Source organism: Galbibacter marinus (assembly GCF_000300875.1).
Taxonomy (GTDB): Bacteria; Bacteroidota; Bacteroidia; order Flavobacteriales; family Flavobacteriaceae; genus Galbibacter; species Galbibacter marinus.
The window spans coordinates 232,101-253,073 of the sequence record NZ_AMSG01000001.1 but is presented as its reverse complement, the minus strand read 5'-3'; the positions used below and the strand labels follow the sequence as shown (position 1 = coordinate 253,073).

The 20,973-nt window shown below is 37.9% G+C and carries 4 protein-coding genes; 3 read left to right on the top strand and 1 reads right to left on the bottom strand.

Features of this window, described 5'->3' with window-relative positions; genetic code table 11:
- Positions 1 to 42 precede the first annotated feature (42 nt).
- Complete coding sequence (locus I215_RS01115) at positions 43 to 1,722, bottom strand: glutamine--tRNA ligase/YqeY domain fusion protein (protein WP_008990101.1); 1,680 nt, start codon at positions 1,720 to 1,722, stop codon at positions 43 to 45.
- A 347-nt stretch (positions 1,723 to 2,069) separates the two neighbouring features.
- Between I215_RS01115 and I215_RS01110 the strand changes: the two genes are divergently transcribed.
- From I215_RS01110 to I215_RS01100, 3 genes are all read left to right on the top strand, one after another.
- Positions 2,070 to 4,259 carry a T9SS type B sorting domain-containing protein gene (locus I215_RS01110; RefSeq protein ID WP_008990100.1) on the top strand — a complete coding sequence of 730 codons (2,190 nt, stop codon included), beginning with the start codon at positions 2,070 to 2,072 and terminating at the stop codon, positions 4,257 to 4,259.
- 4 nt (positions 4,260 to 4,263) lie between these two features.
- Positions 4,264 to 6,444: a PorP/SprF family type IX secretion system membrane protein gene (locus tag I215_RS01105; RefSeq protein WP_156800158.1), complete on the top strand. Its 2,181-nt coding sequence runs from the start codon at positions 4,264 to 4,266 to the stop codon at positions 6,442 to 6,444.
- Positions 6,445 to 6,508: 64 nt separating this feature from the next.
- Entirely contained in the window at positions 6,509 to 20,971 is a 14,463-nt protein-coding gene (locus I215_RS01100; RefSeq protein WP_008990098.1) for a T9SS type B sorting domain-containing protein, read from the top strand.
- Positions 20,972 to 20,973: the final 2 nt, after the last annotated feature.

Genomic DNA, 20,973 nt, shown 5'->3' with positions numbered 1-20,973 from the left:
AGCACGCTAGGCGTGCTTTAGGGTAATTGTATGTATTTTATATTATTGTTCGAGCTTCGCCCAAGTATCTCTGAGTCCAACTGTTTTGTTGAAAACCAGCTTGTCTTTTGTGCTGTCTGGATCTATATTGAAATAACCAAGTCGCTGGAATTGGAAATGATCCCCGACCTTGGCAGTTGCAACACTAGGTTCTATATAACCTTTTGTTATTTTTAAAGATTCTGGATTTAGAAACTCTAGAAAATCCTTATCTCCTTGTCTGTCTGGTTCGGCAACGGTAAATAAACGATCGTACTCACGTACCTCAACTTCGATGGCATGCTTTATTGATACCCAGTGTAAGGTCCCTTTCACTTTTCGTTGACTCTCCAGGGTACCACTGCCACTTTTACTAAGTGGATCATAGCTGCAATGAACTTCAACAATATTTCCATGCTCATCTTTTACAGCCTTCTCCGCTTTAATGATATAAGCATTTTTTAGACGAACTTCCCCACCGAGTTTTAAACGGAAAAACTTACGATTAGCCTCTTCTCTAAAATCCTCTTGTTCGATATAAATTTCTCTAGAAAATGGCACCTCTCTATAGGTAAGTACTTCTTCTTCAGGGTTGTTTTCAGCCTCAACTAATTCTTCCTGGTTTTCAGGGTAATTGGTGATAATAAGTTTTAAAGGATTTAGTACCCCCATAATACGAGGAGCTTTTTTATTGAGATCCTCACGGGCATGAAATTCCAATAAAGACACATCAATTAAGTTATCTCTTTTTGCAATACCAATGGTATTGGCAAAGTTCTTAATTGACTCAGGAGTATAACCACGACGTCTTAACCCAGAAATAGTGGGCATCCTTGGATCATCCCATCCATTGACTACGCCTTGCTCAACTAAACGAAGTAATTTTCGTTTGCTCACTACAGTATGACTTAAATTTCTTCGTGCAAACTCACGTTGTTTTGGTTTTACCTTTGAAGGGGTATATACCTGATTTAAAAACCAGTCATATAACTCACGGTGCATCGCAAACTCAAGAGTACAAAAGGAATGGGAGACTTGTTCGATATAATCGCTCTCTCCATGGGTCCAGTCATACATTGGATAAATACACCAATCATTATTTGTTCTATGGTGCGGCTTGTGCAGGATTCTATACATAATTGGATCCCTCATCAGCATATTGGAGGCCTTCATATCAATTTTTGCGCGCAGGACGTGCTCACCTTCTTTAAAGTCACCATTTTTCATTTGTTCGAAGAGCTCTAAATTCTCCTCCACAGATCGGTTTCTATAAGGACTTTCTTGTCCAGGAGATGTCGGAGTACCTTTTTGCGCAGCAATTTCTTCTGAACTTTGACTATCTACATAAGCCTTTCCAAGTTTGATAAGTTCAATAGCCCACTTATATAATTGTTCAAAGTAATCTGAAGCATAACGCTCCTGATCCCATTGGTATCCAAGCCATTCTACATCACGTTTAATTGCATCTACAAACTGCTGCTCTTCTTTTGCAGGGTTCGTGTCGTCGAAACGCAAATTCACGGGTGCATTGTACTTTTCACCCAGTCCGAAATTTAAACAAATAGAACTGGCATGTCCAATATGGAGATAGCCATTAGGTTCTGGTGGGAATCGAAAACGCAATTCATCTTTACTAAATCCCTCTTTGAGGTCATTTTCAATGATATGTTCGATGAAATTTAAAGACTTTCCTTCTTCTGCCATAAATTTATTATACTAAATAGACTGCAAAATTAAGGAATTTTTAAAGCAATGTATACTTATCAAGGATAAACAAAACCAAAACTTGAAATTCAAAACCTATAGCTTGATTTTAAACTGAAATTCTAGCGGATTTTACATGGCTAAAAAATGACTTTTCAACAGCTTTATTAACAAACCATTCGGTATTTTAAGGATTTTTTTAAGCCTTAACCATGCTAAAATTGAACTAGGCATCTATAAATCGTGCTTTCACCACAAACTCCTAAAATTGTATAAAAAAACAGCTAACTTTGATTTCTATTGTGGAATTTTCAGATGACGCAAACCCAAATTTAAACCATATAATTATGAATAGAACTTTTACTCAAAAATCTATTCGTTTCTCCCTACTTATGCTGACCGTAACTGGCATGTCGCTTGGTGCGCAAGAGTTAAAAAAACCTACACTAGGATTTACGGATGCCTGTGTAACATCAGATCATAATGGATTCCCTGTGGAGTTTACCTGGAACCCAAATCCCATCGTAAACTCTGACAATGAATTTATTATTGAACTCTCAGATGCAAGTGGTAGCTTTTCTTCCCCCATTACCCTTGCGAGATTAACCGATAAAAACGCTGAATTTAAATTTAAAGTTACTGATCTAAAATTGCCTAAAAATGTATCTGGTGAGAACTACAGATTACGTTGGCGCAGCACGAGTCCAAAAAAGACAAGCCCTTCAAGTGATCCTTTCGGAGCTTATTTTATAAATGTTAGTGAGTCTTTAGTAGTTAATAATTACGAGGAGGCCTCGGTTTGTGATGGAACTTCTGTGTACTTAGAGGTAGATAATTATCCCAATGAAGCCTCGTATAATTGGTACAATTACAGCGAGCTTATCCCAGGAGAACACGGACCCTCATTAGAGGTTACAGAACCTGGAATTTATTTTGCAGAAATCAATTATGGATCCTACTGTTCTTCTGCTACCGCTTCAAATTTAGTGGAGGTAAATATTGAGAACTCTATCGGTTTTGAACTCGTTGGTGCAAAGAAACTTTCATTATGTGAGGGTCAAACCTATACACTTAAAACTGATTTAGATGATCCGCTGCTCACCTATGCTTGGTATAAAGACGGTGAATTACTCCAGAGAAATAATCAAAACACTTTGGAGGTAAACGGCAGTGATCCAGGATTTGCAGGTGACTATTACGTGGTTTTAGAACGCAGTGGTGGTTGTAAAGAAACGACCTCTACAGTCAGTATTTCTGCAGGATCTTTTGAATCCAACCTCATTTTAGCACAAGGCACCTTATTACTTCCAGAAGAAACAGTGTCTATAGCTGTGGAAACTACTGCTACTAACCCTTCATTCCAATGGTTTAGAAATGGAACCGAACTTACAGGAGAAACAGGGAAGACACTACAGGTTAGTGTCGCTGGGGATTATTATGTGACGATTTCTCAACAGGAGGATTGTATCGTTAAGCGAACCACAGATAAGGTAAGTATTGTAGAACCTGAATCTTATGTAGCAACAATTAACGCCAGTTCATATACCTCATGTGAAAGTACCAGTGCAGAACTGAGCTTAGCTTCCATTACCGCAGTAAAAGGAGAACAAACTATCCAGCTTGAGAAGAGTACATTAGATAAATTTTCATACCAATGGGTTTACAACAACAAAGAATTAAGCGGAGCTACTGAAAAAACACTTTCCATTGCAGATGCGCGTAAAAATGGGACTTATGCTCTTCGGGTTGAGATCGAAGGTGGAATTATACTAAATAGCGAATCGATAGAATTAAAATTGAGCCTTCCGATCACAGCAAAAATTTCAGCAGATAGCAATGTTCGTTGCGATAATGGCAATAACATTTTAATTAAATCCTCTGTAACGGATACGCAGTATGATTATAGCTGGTATAGAAATGGTGTAGTACTGACTGAGAAAGGCACTTCACTTTCTACGAATCTCACCGGTAAATACAAATTGGAGATTACAGCTTACGGGTGCACTCTTAGCTCAAATACTTTTACCATAGAAGATTTAAACCCTTCAGTTGTACAGTTAAATGTCTCAGATGTAGTGGTAATCCCAGAGGGTCAAACAAAAACCATTACAGCCTCAGGAGGGGATTCATATCAATGGTTTGATCCCATGAATGAACTTATCTCAAGTGAGCGAAGCATCACAATTCATCAGGAAGGTGAATATACCTTGGTCGCTGGAGTTGGTCAGTGCCAACTTACCAAAATATTTAAGGTGACCAATTTGGAAAGTTATGTAATTCCAAATGTGATAACACCTAACGGTGATGGGTTTAACGACCTTTGGATTATTCCAAGTACCTATGCCTATAAAAAGGATGTGACTGTAAACATATTTTTGCAATCAGGAACAAGAGTTTACTCTACCAATGATTATCAAAACAACTGGCCAGAATCCTCAATATTACAAACAAGTGGAAGTCAACCACCGATATATTATTACAGTATAACTAAAGGAAAAGAAACCCTAAAACAAGGTACGATTACCGTTATAAAATAACTAAATGAAGTTTAGCTTAAACAGATACATCCTGCTACTCTTAATGTGTTGCGCCAGTGCTTTTGCACAGGAGGATGTTCCTGTGGCTTCAATTGATATACCAGCACAAAACCTATTGAAATTCAATAGGTTTTTAATCAATCCGACTTTTTCAACTGTCAATGAAGATAATTCGTATATAAACCTCTATCACCGCAATCAATGGGTGAGCTTTGATGATAATTACCAAACGTATTTAGGAAGCTATTCAGGACGTATTAGCGACCGTTCAGGTCTTGGACTAAGTATCTACCATCAAAAGTTCGGAACAATTGCAAACTTTGGGGCTATTGCCAATTATGCTTATGGTGTCCGATTATCTCAGAACAGTAATTTGACTTTTGGATTCAACCTGTCTTATTATAACAGTGGGGTAGATAAAAGCAATATTAATCCTAACCAACCTAATGATCCGACCATTGCTGATTTGGAAAATGGTTCGCTACTCACATTCCAACCAGGTATTAATTTATCTATAGGCAGTTTCGATGTAGGTTTATATGCAGAGGACGCCTTTGATTATAATTTTAAAACAAGTGAATCATTAACGGAGTTTGCAGATAAAACATTCAGTGCTCACCTAATGTATACCAATCGGTTTGAAAATGGTGTAGGTATGTTGGAAGATGCTAGGTTTAGCGCCTTAACTAGAGCTCGAAGAATGGGAGATGATGACCTTTCTTTTTCCGGCAGTTTAATATTGGACATGCCAAAACTAGGATGGGTTCAAGGGGGTTATGATGAGTTTTATGGTGTTGCGGCTGGTGTCGGTTTTAATTTAACCAAACGCCTTTCGTTAGGCTATACTATCGAAAAGGGAATCCGCGATCAGATCTCAAATTTTGGGGTTACCCATGAGATTAACTTTGCGTATTCTTTCCAACCTATTCTTACTGAAAACAGGGTATATGAGGACTTGTTAGATGATGAAAACCTATTGGTATTGGAAGAAGAGCCTAAGGACTCTTTAACAGGGAAGGATGCTGAAATTGCCAGACTTCAAAACTTAGTGGATGAGAACAATATGATCATTGATGAGATGATGTTCCGCCAAGATTCTATTGAGGAAGCTAGAAAGAATGATCTCAATAAGCGATTTGCGTATATCTTAAAATTTATCAACGATAATAAATCGAACCCTAATCAAAACCAGGTGAAGAAGCAGGTAGTGGATATGTTGAAGGAAATCGACGAAAATGCCTATGCAACTGCCGAGCAGAAGTATGAGACCGACTTTGTTCATTTAAATGGTTCTGATAATAAGCAAACAAACAATAATATTCAATCGCCAAACAAGCGAACTAGGGTTTCCCCAAAACCCGTTGGCAAGCCTTACGTAGGCTCCAGTAAAGTATTAACTGCTTCAAAAGCTACAACCTCAACCAATGTAGACGATGGAGCTTACGTGATTGCAAACGTTTATAAAGGCGAGACCTATATGCGATCATTCATGGATGATCTTGAGAAGCAAGGCATTGCTTCAGGAAGTTTTTCTCATAATGGACTTAACTACGTTTATTTAGAGCGATACGATGACCTAAAGGAGGCACGAAGTAACTATATATCCGATATAATGGATAAATACCATGGAGATGTTTGGGTGCTCAATATCGATAATGATAATCAAGAGCGCCAAAGCGGATCGAACACCGCATATGCAAGTAATTCCAATAGTAAAAACAGTGCACCATCTAAACAAGAAGTTGAAACAAGAAACGACAATCAACAATTGATTGCAAAAGTTAAAAAGGAGGAGGTCTTAACTAATTATAATGAGAAGAATGCTATTGATTCGCAATATATACAGAACGGACTCTCGCAATGTTTGAACCGCTATGTTAACAGAATCTTTAATTCTGATAAAAATGGTTATAGCAAAACAGATATTGTTATTCAATCCAGCAATCGCTCAAACAAACAGTACTATATCATTGCTAATGTGTTTGCCAATAGTAAAAATGCCGATCGGTATATTGAAGAATTAAAGAAAGATGGTTATGATGCTGAGATTTATACAAACCCGAAAAACAAATACAAATATGTGTACCTAAGAAAATTTGACAATTGGAGCAGTGCTCTTAAGAGTTATAAGTCTAACGTTAATTTTAAAAATGACATTTGGATTATGCCTATTAAGAGTACGTAGACATATTTAGTTATACGACATAAACATATTTTACAAATAGTAACAAGTCCCCAAAACTTAAGCTATGAAAAGAAACTACTTTACCCTAAAATTCTATACCCTTTTCGCATGCATATTCTTTGCAGGCATTTTTGCTTTATCTGCACAAGTAAAAAAAGATTTTGAGATCCGATACCAAGATAATATCAAAGGGGACATCACCTTTATTGGGAATAATATTGTAAATCGATATGAAGAGGGATATTGGAATTGGAATTGGGATTGGATAGATCCGGTTTATCCAAATGATCCTTATAATGGAAATAATAACAATGATGGATTTAATATGCAATATATTGATATTGATGGGGATAATTCTACCTTCAGTTCAAGTAGCGCAAGTTTGTCTATAACAAATCTGGAATGCAGTGAAGTAGTTTATGCAGGACTTTATTGGTCCGCTGTCTATAAGTATAATGAAGGAAATAAGAAAAGCAGTGGCCGAGAGGACGACTGGGATCAAGTAAAATTTAAAGCTCCGGGAGGTAATTATACTAGTTTAATTGCTGATGTGGTACTGTTTGATGGTTCTGATGATTCTGATTTTAAAGATTACAGCCCGTATGCATGTTATAAAGATGTAACTTCAATTGTTCAAGGATTATCCAATCCTAATGGAGAGTATACTGTAGCCAATGTAAGAGCAAGTTTAGGAAAGGGTGTGACAGGAGGGATGTCTGGAGGATGGTCTATGGTAATTATATATGAAAACCCAACCATGGTTGGGAAAAAAATAACCACTTTTGATGGATATGCTGGGATTAAATCAAAAGAATCATTAAATATTCCTGTTAAAGGATTTAAAACATTGCCTGAGGGATTTCCTGTAAATGCTAAGATGGGGGTAATGACCTTGGAAGGAGATCGTGGACTTGGCGGTGATCAGCTTAGAATCAAGGCGGACGGTAAGTCTACTTTCACTAATATCTCCAATAATGTAAATCCTTGGAATAATTTTTTCAATGGAAGTATTTCATCAGAGACAAATGGTAATGGAGGTGTAATTAATCCAAACAGAAACCCTAATAGTGAAAACACTCTGGGTTGGGATGTTGATTTGTTTGAAATAAGTAACTCCAATAATAATGTAATTCCTAATGATGAAACAGGGGTAACTCTTAGAGCAATATCTACTCAGGATAAATATGATATATTTTTTACTTCCTTCGATGTAGAAATCATTGAACCAGACATCAAATTAGCCAAGGGAGTTTATAATTTGGATAATGTTTCTATTCAAGGTCAACAGGTAGAATTAGGACAATACATACAGTATACCCTTAGTTTCGATAATATCGGGAATGATGATGGAGCCAACTTTACAATACGGGATGTACTTCCACTAAATGTTGATTTTCTTGAAGAGCAACTTGTCTTGCCTGAACCTATTTGGGCTAATGGAGTATTGCATGAAATCACCTACGATTTTAACTTCGACACCAATACTATAATTTTTACAATTCCAGACATTTATGTTGAGAAGGAAAGAGGAGGCGACGATAATGTAACAATCGAACAGGACTATACAATACGAATGAATGTGCGCGTACAGCCTGATTGTGATAAATTAAGGGACGCTTGCTCCAACATTATAAGTAATCTAGGTTATGCTTCCTATCAAGGAGTTTTGAATAAGAATGATATTACTAATGATCATAGTATTCTAGGATTAACAGGTTGTTTATTTGAAATTCCTGGATCCTCAAACTTTCTGCCAGACCTTAGTATGTGTGGAAGCTTTGAACGCACACTAGAATTATGTGGAGAAACTGCTGTTTTAACGGCAGGTGCGGGTTATGACCGTTATCAGTGGTATAAAGATAATGGTAGTGGAACTTTTGAAATACTTACTGGTGAAACTGGCGTGAGCTATACTGCCACAAATATTGGCACCTATAAAGTTACCAAAGAAACAGATGCTGAGGACTGCAAGGATTTTGAGGAGATTATTCATTTAGTCTATAGAGGAAATACGGAAACAAACCCATTAATTCCCTATGCAGATCAGGTTGTTACGTGCACAAATGATGGGACCCAATTACCTAAATTTTTCTTGTGTGGTACAAACGATGACAGGATGCTTAATGTTAGTTTTCCAGATGCAATAGAGTTTAGTTGGCAAAAATTAGATGATAGTTGTGAACATACTTCAATTATAGATAATTGTCCTACTAAGGATAGCTCTTGTGATTGGAATGAAGTAGGCACCGTAGACCAATATTTGCTTTCTGGCCCAGGTGAATATCGTTTAGAGGTTCGCTATCAAAATAATTGCTTTAATCGTTATTATTTTAAGGCTTATGAAAACGCCGTTGATCCTAAAATTACAACAGAGAATATCATTTGTAATACGAATGGGAGCATAGATATCACAAATGTTGGTTCGGGTTATGAGTTTGCAATAGCCTTGGCTAGTGCGAATTTTAATCCTAATTCTGCTACTTGGCAAGATGTCGGTTCATTCGAAATTGAAAATCCAGGAACTTATAATGTTTACATCCGTCAAGCAGATTTAGACGTGGAGGATGGCGATAGACAACCATGTCTATTTAAATTTGAAAATAAGGTCATTACCAAAAGTAATTTTAATGTTACAGTTACCACTACAAATCCCACGTGTAATACTGATAAAGGATCCTTTAGCATCAACGTAGGAGATGTAAGAGGATGGTATACATATGTCTTAAAAAATGGCACAGGTACAGCTGACATCGTTGATAAGCAAGAAGCAGTTGATGACAATCACCACGAATTCAAAGACCTTAATCCAGGCATATATATTGTAGAGGTTACAACAGAGGATCGCTGTTACTTTTCTGAAAAATATACAATAACAACACCGGAAGCCTTATCAATTGAAGCAGAGGTTTCTCAAAATGTAACCTGTAAGGAAGGAAATATACAGGTACAATCTGAGGGAGGACTAACACCACACACCTATGCGATTTGGAGTTATGAACCGGCAGTAGGGGCAACCGCTCCAGCGATTAGTTATAATAGTGTTGACGATATTCCAGCTGGTGAGATGCAGGGAGTTGAGCAAACAAGGCAAATTTTTGATGTTAAATTAGGTGAACAAGGAACCTATAGTTACGTTGTTTTTGATAGAAATAACTGCTACAGTTTTTCAAATGAAGTTGAGATTACGGTTGAACCAGTAATAGAGTATGAGGTCAATCCTACAGATGAAACTTGCTTTGATTCAAATGACGGTAGTATTTCTATAAATATGATTAATGACCAAAAGTATAATGTTTCTTATAGTTTAGATGGTGTTAATTTTATTGGAACCCCAAATTTTACAAATTTAGCACCAGGCGAATATACCGTTATTGTTAGAGGTGAAAAAGGAAATAGAGTTTGTGATTTTGAAACATATATAACCATTGATGAAGGAGTTCAAATTTCTGCTGATGCCGGTCCATCAAGTAATTATACATGTTTAACTCTTGGTGAAATTACATTCACCAATGCAACTGGAGGATCGGGTACCTTTGAATATTCTATTGACGGAGTGACTTGGCTAGATAGTCCTGTGTTTGGTGGTTTAACCGAAGGCACATATACTCCTAGTTATAGGGATAAAAATAGCCCTGATTGTATACAACAATCAGACGAGATTACATTTGACCCTTTAACACCACCTACAGATATTGCTTTTACAATGAGTATAGTTCAATGCCCTGATAGCAAATCAGATGTGAGTCTTTCGGTAACAGGTGGGGCGGGTGCGAGTAAGTACGAAATTATAAGTCCGGCTACTGAGGTTAAGGACAACGGAACTAATGCTGTTTTTGAGGATTTAGCCGCCGGTGTTACTTACATATTTAGAGTTACTGATGAAAAAGGTTGCTTTTATGAAGAAAATCTAACTATTCCAACATTAACTCCAATTAATGTTGTAGGCAAATTAATTAGCAATGTCAGTTGTGTAGGTGGTTCTGATGGTGAAATTCAATTCACGGTAAGTGGTTTTTCTGTGAATTACAATTATACAATCACTAATGGTACAGGTGCAACAGTTGATAATGGGATTGACCAAATTGGAAATACCGTTGATTTAACTGGATTAGCTGCCGGAAAATATACTATTACAGTAACAGACAACACTACAAACTGTACAGATTCAAGTGAGATTACTGTTGAAGAGCCGCAAACACCATTAATTTTAAGTTTACCAGAGGTTACTCATGAAAGTTGTACTAACACAGGCACAACATCCCCAGGAACAATAAGCATTATTGCTTCCGGAGGTTGGGGTAGTTATACTTATGATTTATATGATGCAGGAAGTAACTTATTAGCTAGCAATGGAACTGGATTTTTCTCAGAATTGCTTGCTGGAGATTATACTGTTGAGGTATCTGATGCTAATCAATGTGATGTTGTCTCCACTACAATTACAATTAAACCGGCAATTGCTCCCCAGTTGACCCTTACTGCAAATGATCTTTGCTATAATGAGGCTGTAGGGTTAACCATTACAGCTACGGTTACAACAGGAACAGGTTCGGGAGTATTAAGCTATTCTATAAAAGGAGGTTTAACCAATACAACAGGAATTTTTAAGGATCTTGATCCGGGAACATACACGGTTACTGTAACTGATGAAAATAATTGTAAGGACACGAAATCAATTACAGTTGATCCGGAATTGAAAGTAAGTGCTTCTGCGAATCCTATTTCTTCATGCGGGACATCTACTGATGTTACAATAACGGCAGTAGGTGGCGATGGGAATTATGTATATGTTATTGTGCCTGATGGGGTAACACCCACAGGATTCTCCACTACAAATCCCGTAACGATTACCACTGCAGGGGAATATGATGTATATGTAAGGGATCACACAGGGGGAGCAGGTTATTGTGAAGCTAAATACGATATTACTATTGCCAGCGATCCTCCTCTAACTGTTTCCGCTTCAAACACAGATATTTTATGTAATGGTACAAAATCAACTCTTACCATTACCGCTGGTGGAGGTTCTGGGAACTATACAGGATATTCTATTAATGGAGGAACAACGTTCCAAGGTTCAAATGTCTTTAAGAACCTATTATCAGGCAACTACAATATCGTAGTAAAAGATTCTCAGGGTTGTGACGTGAAGTTGTTTTACACTATAGTACAACCTCAAGAGTTAACAGCTTCCGCTAATGTTGCTGCCTTGGTAGAGTGTAACCCAACTCAGGGTGCAGATGTTAGGATAACGAATGCACAAGGAGGAACTGCACCATATCAATATAGTTTTGATGGAGGATCATCTTATGGGGCTTCAGCAACTGAATATTTAATGCCGGGAACATATGAATTGTATATAAAAGATGCTAGTGGCTGTTTCTATGGTCCTATGCCTATTACTGTTGAAGAAGGACCTGAAGATCCTGAACTTGGGGCTTCGGTCGCTTATAATTGTGATGGTACAGGAAATATCACAGTAAGTGCTTCACCTTCAACATTTGATTATACCTTCCAACTTAATCTCGGTGCGGAACAAACTGAAAATGTATTTAATGGAGTTACTCCAGGGACTCACGATGTAAGAATTAATTATGTTAGTAACCTACCAGCAACACCTAGTGTTCTACTGGTAGAGGATTTTGGATTTGGTCCAAATACAAGTATTCCAAGTATTGATTCTTTAATTTATTGCTATGAAGATCAGATGCCTGGTGGAAATTGTGGCTCACAATCAGATATAAATGATACAAGAATTAATGATGGCGAATATAGTGTAACACAAAGAATCGCAACGGATTTTGGCGACTGGGTAGATGTTAGAGATCACACTGGTAATCCGGAAGGCCGATTTATAGCCATTAACATTGGTGGTGTTGCCGGAATGGGGGGTGTAATCTATAGAAAACCTATAAAAGACTTTCTTCCTAACCAAGATGTACAGGTTTCTATTTGGGGGCATAACCTAATGGAATCCACTTCAAACCCCCTAAAAGGAGATCCAAATATCGTAATTCAGTTGGTAGACCCAAGTAATGATGCAATTATTGCAGAAGATTTGACCGGGGTTATTCCTAAGTCTGATAAGTGGGAAGAATTTACGATTGATTTAAATCCTAATGGCCATACAGAACTTGATTTGGTGATTAGAACCAATTCTTTAGTTGAAGATGGAAATGACTTAGCTATTGATGATATCCTAGTTACACAAATCCCGGAAAAATGTCCACTATTTAAAGATATTAAGGTGGTTGTTGAAGAGAATCAAGGCTTTAATGCTGAATTAGTTGGAGTTACTGATGTAAGTTGTAATGCTTTAACGGATAGCAAAATTACAATTGCAGTGCACAATTATGGAGCAAGCGGTTATGAATACAGCCTAGATAGTAACTTCGCTACACCATTAGGAAACTCAACTGAGGAAACATTAGAAATTCCAGTGAATTTGGGACCAGGGAATTACACACTTTATGTTAGAGATATAGATAATCAAACTGCCGATCCGACTCTAGATTGTGGTGATGAAATACCATTTACAATTGTGCAACCTGATCCCGTCGAGGTCACAGCACAAATCACTTCAGAAATCACTTGTAATACAGCTACTGCTACAATTACAGCGATAACTGCAACCGGTGGAACACCTGGTTATACGTACCAGTTGGAAGACACTGATGAAAATGTAATTGCAGATTATGGTTTTGTAGCCAATGGAAATAATAAAATATTCAATAATTTACCAATTGGTGATTATGTTGTAAGAGCAAAAGATAGTAACGGGTGCGATGATATTACCGATACAATAACGATATCTGCACCTGACGATATCGAGTTCGAAGTAACGACTACAGCCTGTGAAGGAGGTATTTATACTCCCGGAATTAAAGTAGAAATAACTAAAGGTAATGAAGATTATGCGGTCAGTCTAAGTGATGGTAGTGGTGTTTTCTACCCAACAAATGTTGACGAGAATCACCATGAGTTTAAAAACTTAGATCCAGGAACTTACCAGGTTACTGTTAAAGATGGCTACGGCTGCTCAGCTGCTACGCAAACCGTTATTGTAAGGGAAGATCTTGATGCTGGTATTGATGTAACACATATAGCTTGTACAGCTGGTTCCATTAAAGTGACTGCAACTGGCGGTGATGGTAATTATCAGTATAGTTTTGATGGAGGAGCAAGTTTTGTTCCTGATGCAACCTATGTGGTTAATCCAGGGGACGAAGGATCTTATGATGTTGTTGTAAAAGACGGCTCAGGCGCTTGCCTTTTTAAAGAAACCGTAACTGTAAAAGCGTTTGATGCTATAAGCGTTATAACAACGCCAACACAACCTCAGTGTCACGATGAAACAGGTTCAATTCTTATTGAAATCAGCGGAGGTGTTGGGCCTTATAAAATTGTAGTTAATAATGAAACTGATAATATAAAAGTTGAGGAAAACTATACGGCAACATCGGCAACATATTTCAACTTACCGGCTGCAAATTATACAGTTACGGTAACTGACAACTATGGTTGTAGTGACGATGAGTCAGAAGCTATTATAAATCCTGAGGAATTAAGTGGGGAACTTGTCCCTACAATTACCGATTGTGGAGCAACTCCTGGCGATTTTGGATTTGATATAAATAATGTGCCAACCTATCCTGGCTTAACTGTTCAATACACAGATGATGTAAACGATCCTTCACCAACTTGGGTATCAACCAATGATTTCCGTACCTATGCTCCTGGTGATGTGGTTTATCCAGCAATACGAACCACTAACGCTGAAGGTGAAGTTGTTTGTTTCTATGAGTTTGATAAATTTTTAATTCCGTATCCACTAGATGATTTAAGTATAAAAATCACCTCCACGGAAGTTAGCTGTACTTCGGATATGCTTTCAGTGACGGTTATAGGCCAGAGGGGAATACCAGGATATCAATATACCTACACAGAGGATGTGTTCAATTTTGATCCTCTCAATCCTGAAAATGGCTGGACAACCCCAACTCCTGCAACCAACGAGGGACCCCATGAGTATACTTTTACTGGATTAGTACCAGGAAGAACATATACGTTTTTTGTTAAGGACAATTCTTCAGGTGGAGGGTGTATACGTCAAAGCTCCGTAGATGTTAATGAATGGTTAGAATTGCCAATGGAGATTGAACTTAATTATGAGCCTTCTTGTGCGGGTGTAAATGATGGTCAAATATCTTTTACGCTCAAAGACGATGATGCAACGGTAGAGCCTTATATTCGATACGAGCTTTACGAATTAGGAAATCCAACCGCAATTTTTTCCAGTGCATCGGACGTTCCTTTTACATCACCAGAGACTTATATTATTCCAAACCAATTGGCTCCTGGTGATTATTATGTGAAAGTAACTCAAATTGACAATGCAGGAAATGATGCATGTGTTACTGCAACAGAAAATATTAGAATTAAACAACTAGATCCAATTACTGGAACTCCAGAAAAATTAAGGGATATCACTTGTGAAACCCCTGGTTTAATTGTGGTTCCTGATATTGAAGGTGGCGGCGGCGAATATACTTACATTTTGTCCAGTACCAATTTTGATATTGACGGAGACGGTACTTATGACCCTGCTATCGACTTTATCACCACCACCGATAATCCTATGGAAGTCTCTATTGAGAATATATTGGATCCGACAGCGGAAAATATTACTGTTCATGTTTCAGTGCAAGATCAGTACGGTTGTGCCCAAGATATAGGACAGGTAACTTTAAGTATTACTCAACCTCCTGAAATTGAGAGTGTCGTAGCAGACAATTGTGAAGGTAATTCAAGTATAACAATTGATGTTAAGGAAGGTAAAGCGCCATACTATTATTCTATTGATGGAGGAACAACTTACGGACTTGCTGATGAAAATGTATTTACCAATCTTTCTACAGGAACCTATGAAATTATGGTAAAAGACAGTAATGGTTGTACTGTTTCAGGAACTGCAAATGTTGAAATATATGAGCCATTAGCTTTTGCCAAATTAGAAGTAACAGAGGCCTTAGATTGTCAAAGTGCAAGTGATGGAGGTAAAAATGCTCAAATATACTTTGAAGTAAAAGGCGGTTCTTCAGTGGATGCCTCAACTAACATATTCTACTCAATTAGTGGACCTGTTGGATTTCCCCCGGAACCAGATACACCCTTGGCGACTTCGATACCTCCAAATTCAAAATTGTTCACACAGGCAAACATGGCAGGTATCTATACCATCACACTTAGAGATGCTATAACTAGTTGTGTGGTTTCCAGGACTATTGAAGTGCCTGAAAAGGTAATACCTGAGGTTTTAGGAAAACCTATTACAACGGATGTTACATGTTATGGAGGATCGGACGGAACCATTACTGTAACTGCTTTAGATAATGGTGTAGGACCATTTACTTTTGAAATTGTATCTAGTGGTGGAAGTCCACAAACGATCAAACCGGATACTACAAATGGTTATCAAGCAACTTTTACAGGATTGGCTGGAGCTGTAGCCGGAATTGAATATGAAATTATAATTACTGCCGCTGCAGCTAATGCTTGTGAATCAGTACCTGTCAAAGCCACGATTTATCAGCCAGCAAATTTAACTGGTTTGAACCTAGGTGTTATGGAATTTGGCTGTACTACTGGAAACACCCTAAATATGGCTACGGTCACCGTCACAGGTGTTACTGGAGGAGAGGGAGGTTATTTCTATGAATTCATTTATGATAGTGGGACGCCTTTGGACACTACCGATGATAGAACTCAAAACGGTGTTGAAACCGAGTTCAATGTTTCAAATCCTTTAGGTGGAAATGTTGTAGTGAACGTCTATGACGAAAATGGATGTTCTATCACTGATGATATTGATGTTATAGCATATAACAAACTAGAAAAGATAGAAACTATCCCAACCAACCCGACATGTAAAGGAGGAGATGGGACTATTCAAGTAAATGCTACCTTAGATTTAGGACATACATCAGAAATTTTAGAATTTTATTTATATGATAGTGCAGGGACACAAATAGAAAAGAAAACTATTACAGGAACCACCGAGACATTTACCGGATTAGAAGTTGGAAGCTATCAAGTTAAGGTGGTCAATATTGAAACGGGTTGTGAATTAATAGTTTTCGAAGAATTAACTGATCCTAATACATTTGATATTAATTTAAATGTTGTATCAAGTGCGGTTTGTTTAGGTTCTGCAACAGGAGAAATTACTGTAGAACTAGTTGACCCAACCTACACCGGAGGTGTAACTATATATGTTTATGATCAAACAGGAACTGTTGGAGATCGTTCTACAGCAATCAAGTCTGCTGTTGGTGTAGGTAATACCGACATAACAATAAATCAATTTGATGCGGGTGTTTACACTGTGGAAGTAGTTCAAGATGATGCTCCTTTTTGTAGTCAAACCAGAAATTTTACAATTGCAACACCACCGGCAGCATTAACTGCGTCAGCAACTGTGACTCCTCAAACTTGCGATCTTAATGATGGTATTATTGAGGTAATTAATGCATCAGGTGGATGGGGTGGTTATAAATACTATGTAGGTATTTCACCTATTTCAGATTCAAATGATATCAATAATTATGTGGATAACCCTCGTTTTGAAGGTTTAGCTACAGGGACTTATGAAATTTGGGTAATTGATCAAAAAGGTTGTCCAATTCAATTGCCTTCTGAAGAGATTACTGAACCAGTTGCCATAACAGGCAGTATTTCAGTAAGTGCACCTAATTGTGAAGGATTAGCAGGCGAAATTACAGTAGATAACGTTACTGGTGGATCTGGAGGACCTTACACGTTCCAATTGATTAAAGATGGACTGGACTTTGGTTCTCCAAAAACTGGAAATACTGCCACGTTCACTAATCTAGGAGCAGGAACCTATGAGGTTAGAATTTCAGACAATTGGAATTGTTCAATTACCCTTACCGATACTGCTACTCTATTTGAAGAGATAAGCTTAGGCTATGATATTGATAAGGTAATTTCATGTGATGTTTCTAATAACAATGTAGCAGGTGAAGTGACTATCAACCCTAATGGCGGATCTGGAAACTTCACTTACAGTGTTGTATTCCCTGATGGAACTACGGTCAACAATGGAGCTGTTTCTAGCTTTACAGGATTAGATCAAGTTGGAACATATACCTTTAACGTTGTCGATAGTGAGGGCTGTGATGATGCTATTGATTTGGAATTAAGTGCACCGGTTCTTCCTGTAATTGAGATCAGCAACCAAATTAATGTTTCGTGTAAAGACGCGACTGATGGAGCTATAAAGGCTACTGTTACATCGGCTACAACTATAAACCCTCCTTATACCTATACCCTAAGTGGCCCTGTTACTGCGACCAATACTAATGGATTGTTTACTGACCTTCCAGCAGGTAATTATGTGGTAAGAGTGACTTCGGATCTAGGTTGTTTTGATGAGACGAATGTAACCATTACTGAACCTGTGGCTTTAGACTTTACAGCTGCGGTGACAACAGAATTTGCGTGTAATCCAAGTAACACTACTGCTTTAGGTCAGATTACAGTAACAGTTGATCCAACAACTGGCACCGCGCCTTATCTATACAGTATTGATGGTGTTAATTATCAAACTAATAATGTGTTTGACGTGGTTGATACCGGAAATGTTGAAACATATACCTTATATGTTAAGGACGCTAATGGATGTTTTGATACTAGAATACAAAGTATCAACCCACTACCGAAAATAAACACAGTAGATGTAACACCAGTTACAGCGATTACTTGTTCAAACTCAGAAAGCGTCAGTGTAGAAATTGACGGTGGTTCCGGTGAATTTGTGATAGAATTACTGCCAAGTGGGCCCTCACAAACAATTTCAGGACAGGTAGCCAACTTTAATCTACCAGCTGCTGGAGATTATGTGTTTAAGATTACTGATACGACTACGGGATGTTTCTTTATTACTGAACCCTATACCGTAGCTCCATATGATCTTATAACTTCTATAGCAACAGCTAGCTCGCCTATTGACTGTTATAATACAGCAACAGGTGAGATCACTGTGGAGGTTGCTAATTATACGGGAGCCTTTACGTACGAAGTTTATAATAGTGCTGGTACTTCTACTTCAGTTACCGGAACAGGCACAGCACCTGGAATCGTTACAATTGCTGGAGTTGCTGCTGGAAATTATTATGTTGAAATTACATCATTAGAGACCCCTTTCTGTCCAGAAACAACAAATACTGTGACAATCAAGGCTCCAATAAAAGCATTAGACTTAAGTGTCGCTATTGTGGAAGATTTGAGTTGTGAAAACAATGCCGCAGAAATTTCTGCAAGTGCATCTGGAGGATGGGGTGAATATGAGTTTGCACTAGTTAACTCAGGTGTTGTACCATCCCAAGCAGACTTTAGTACGACGTTTACCTTTACCGGTATTGCAGCGGGTACTTATGATGTATACGTGAAAGATGCTGAAGGTTGTATGATTTTCGAAACCGTAACATTCGTTAAACCTGATCCAATCATTACTTCCGCAACATCATCATCAATAGATGTGCTTTGTGAAGGAGATTATACAGGTAGTATTACGGTTACCGCTACTGGTGGTAGACCTGATTTTGATGCATCAGTTAACTATTTATATATTTTAAATAGGCTGGATGAAAGTGGCGCTATTATGTCGAGTGCTGCGCCTCAAGAGTCAAATGTGTTTTACAATTTGGGTGCTGGTAATTATAGTGTAACCGTTACTGATAATCACGGCTGTGATTCTGACACGACTCCAGTTTCCATTACTGAACCTGATCAAGTTATAGCTTCATTAGGTTTACTAAAAAGCAATACATGTACCACAGGTGCTACTTTAAAGCTAACAGCGGTTGGAGGAACAGGAACCGGATATGAATACAGTACTTCAGCAAATGGGCCTTGGACTTCTTTTGGAAGTGGCAATACGGTACAAATAGACGTTCCTGGTGTAATAAATTCCGAGCAAATCCATACGTATTTTGTTAGGGATTCTAACCTGTGTATTTCAATAGTATCAAATAGTGTAACACTTTCTCCAATACGACCACTTGAGTTGACTCCTACGGTGGTGTCGGATGTGAGTTGTTATGGTGATGCTACTGGTTATATAAAAGTAGATGTTAAAGGAGGACTTGGAAATTATAAATACACTTTAATAGATGCGATTCGCAATGTAACACTAATTGACAAACAAGATGGAAATACCTTCAGTGGTCTTTCATCAGGCGTGTACTTTGTTCAAGTAGATAGTGAGGACTGTTTTGAGCAGGTTCGAGTTCAAATTGATCAAGGTGCTGAATTGACTGCAAAAGCACCCGTTATATTCAACCCTGTATGTACTGATGATTTAGGAAGTATTGAGGTAGAGCTAGTGGGAGGAACTGGTGAATATCAATATGCGATCTCTCCAAACCTAGATCAATTCCAAAGTAAAAATGTTTTTGAAGACTTAGCTCCAGGAACCTATACTATTATAGCCCAGGATTCTAGAGGTTGTAATCCTTTCGTATTCAAAGAAGAAATTATAGCCCCACCACCACTTGAGGCTAAAGCCAATGTGCTTAATGAGGAGTATTGTACAGGTGATGGTACAGGAAGTTTTGAATTGATTATTCAAGGTGGAACACCACCATATTCAACAGCAGTTAATACGCAAGATAATAATGCCTTTGAACAAGACAGAAGAATCTTTAACGGCCTTAAAGGAGGAGAAACCTATGTGGTATTTGTAAGAGACGCTAACGGTTGTCAGCAACATGTACAGGTGTCACTTAAAGAACCAATAGATCTTAATCCACAAGCAGAAGTACGAGTAACTTGTGTAAGTAATGCCGCTGCTAACGAAGTTCAGATCATAATAGGTCAGCAAGATTTAGAAGATGTAATTTATACCCTTGATGGAGGTGCAGATCAATTTGATAACAAGTTTACCAATGTGGCACCAGGAGAACACACAGTAACCGTGTCATACTTTGGCTGTGAACGTGAGGTTCAATTTACTGTGGATCCAGTTCAACCTTTAGGACTTACTGTTAATGAATCCAATCTCAATGAGTTTACCATGTATCCAAATGGAGGAACTGCTCCTTATGAATACTTTGTTGATGGTGTATCTCAGGGTAGTGAACCTAGTTATGTAATTAGAGTCAGTGGAGTGTACCAAGTGATGATAGTTGATGCCAATGGATGTCAGCAAATCGCACAGATCGATATGGAATTTATTGACATCAAAATACCAAATGTTTTCACCCCTAATGGTGATGGCCAAAATGATTATTGGCCGCCATCGAATTATAGTCTCCATTACCCCAATATCATTACCAAAATTTACGACCGTTACGGACGTGTAGTGGCTGAGTTACGCCAAGGTGATACTTGGAATGGAAGATATAATGGAACTGAACTTCCAACGGGTGATTACTGGTATGTAATGAAATTAAACGGAGATACTGATGATAGAGAATTTGTTGGTCACTTTACTCTGTATAGATAAAC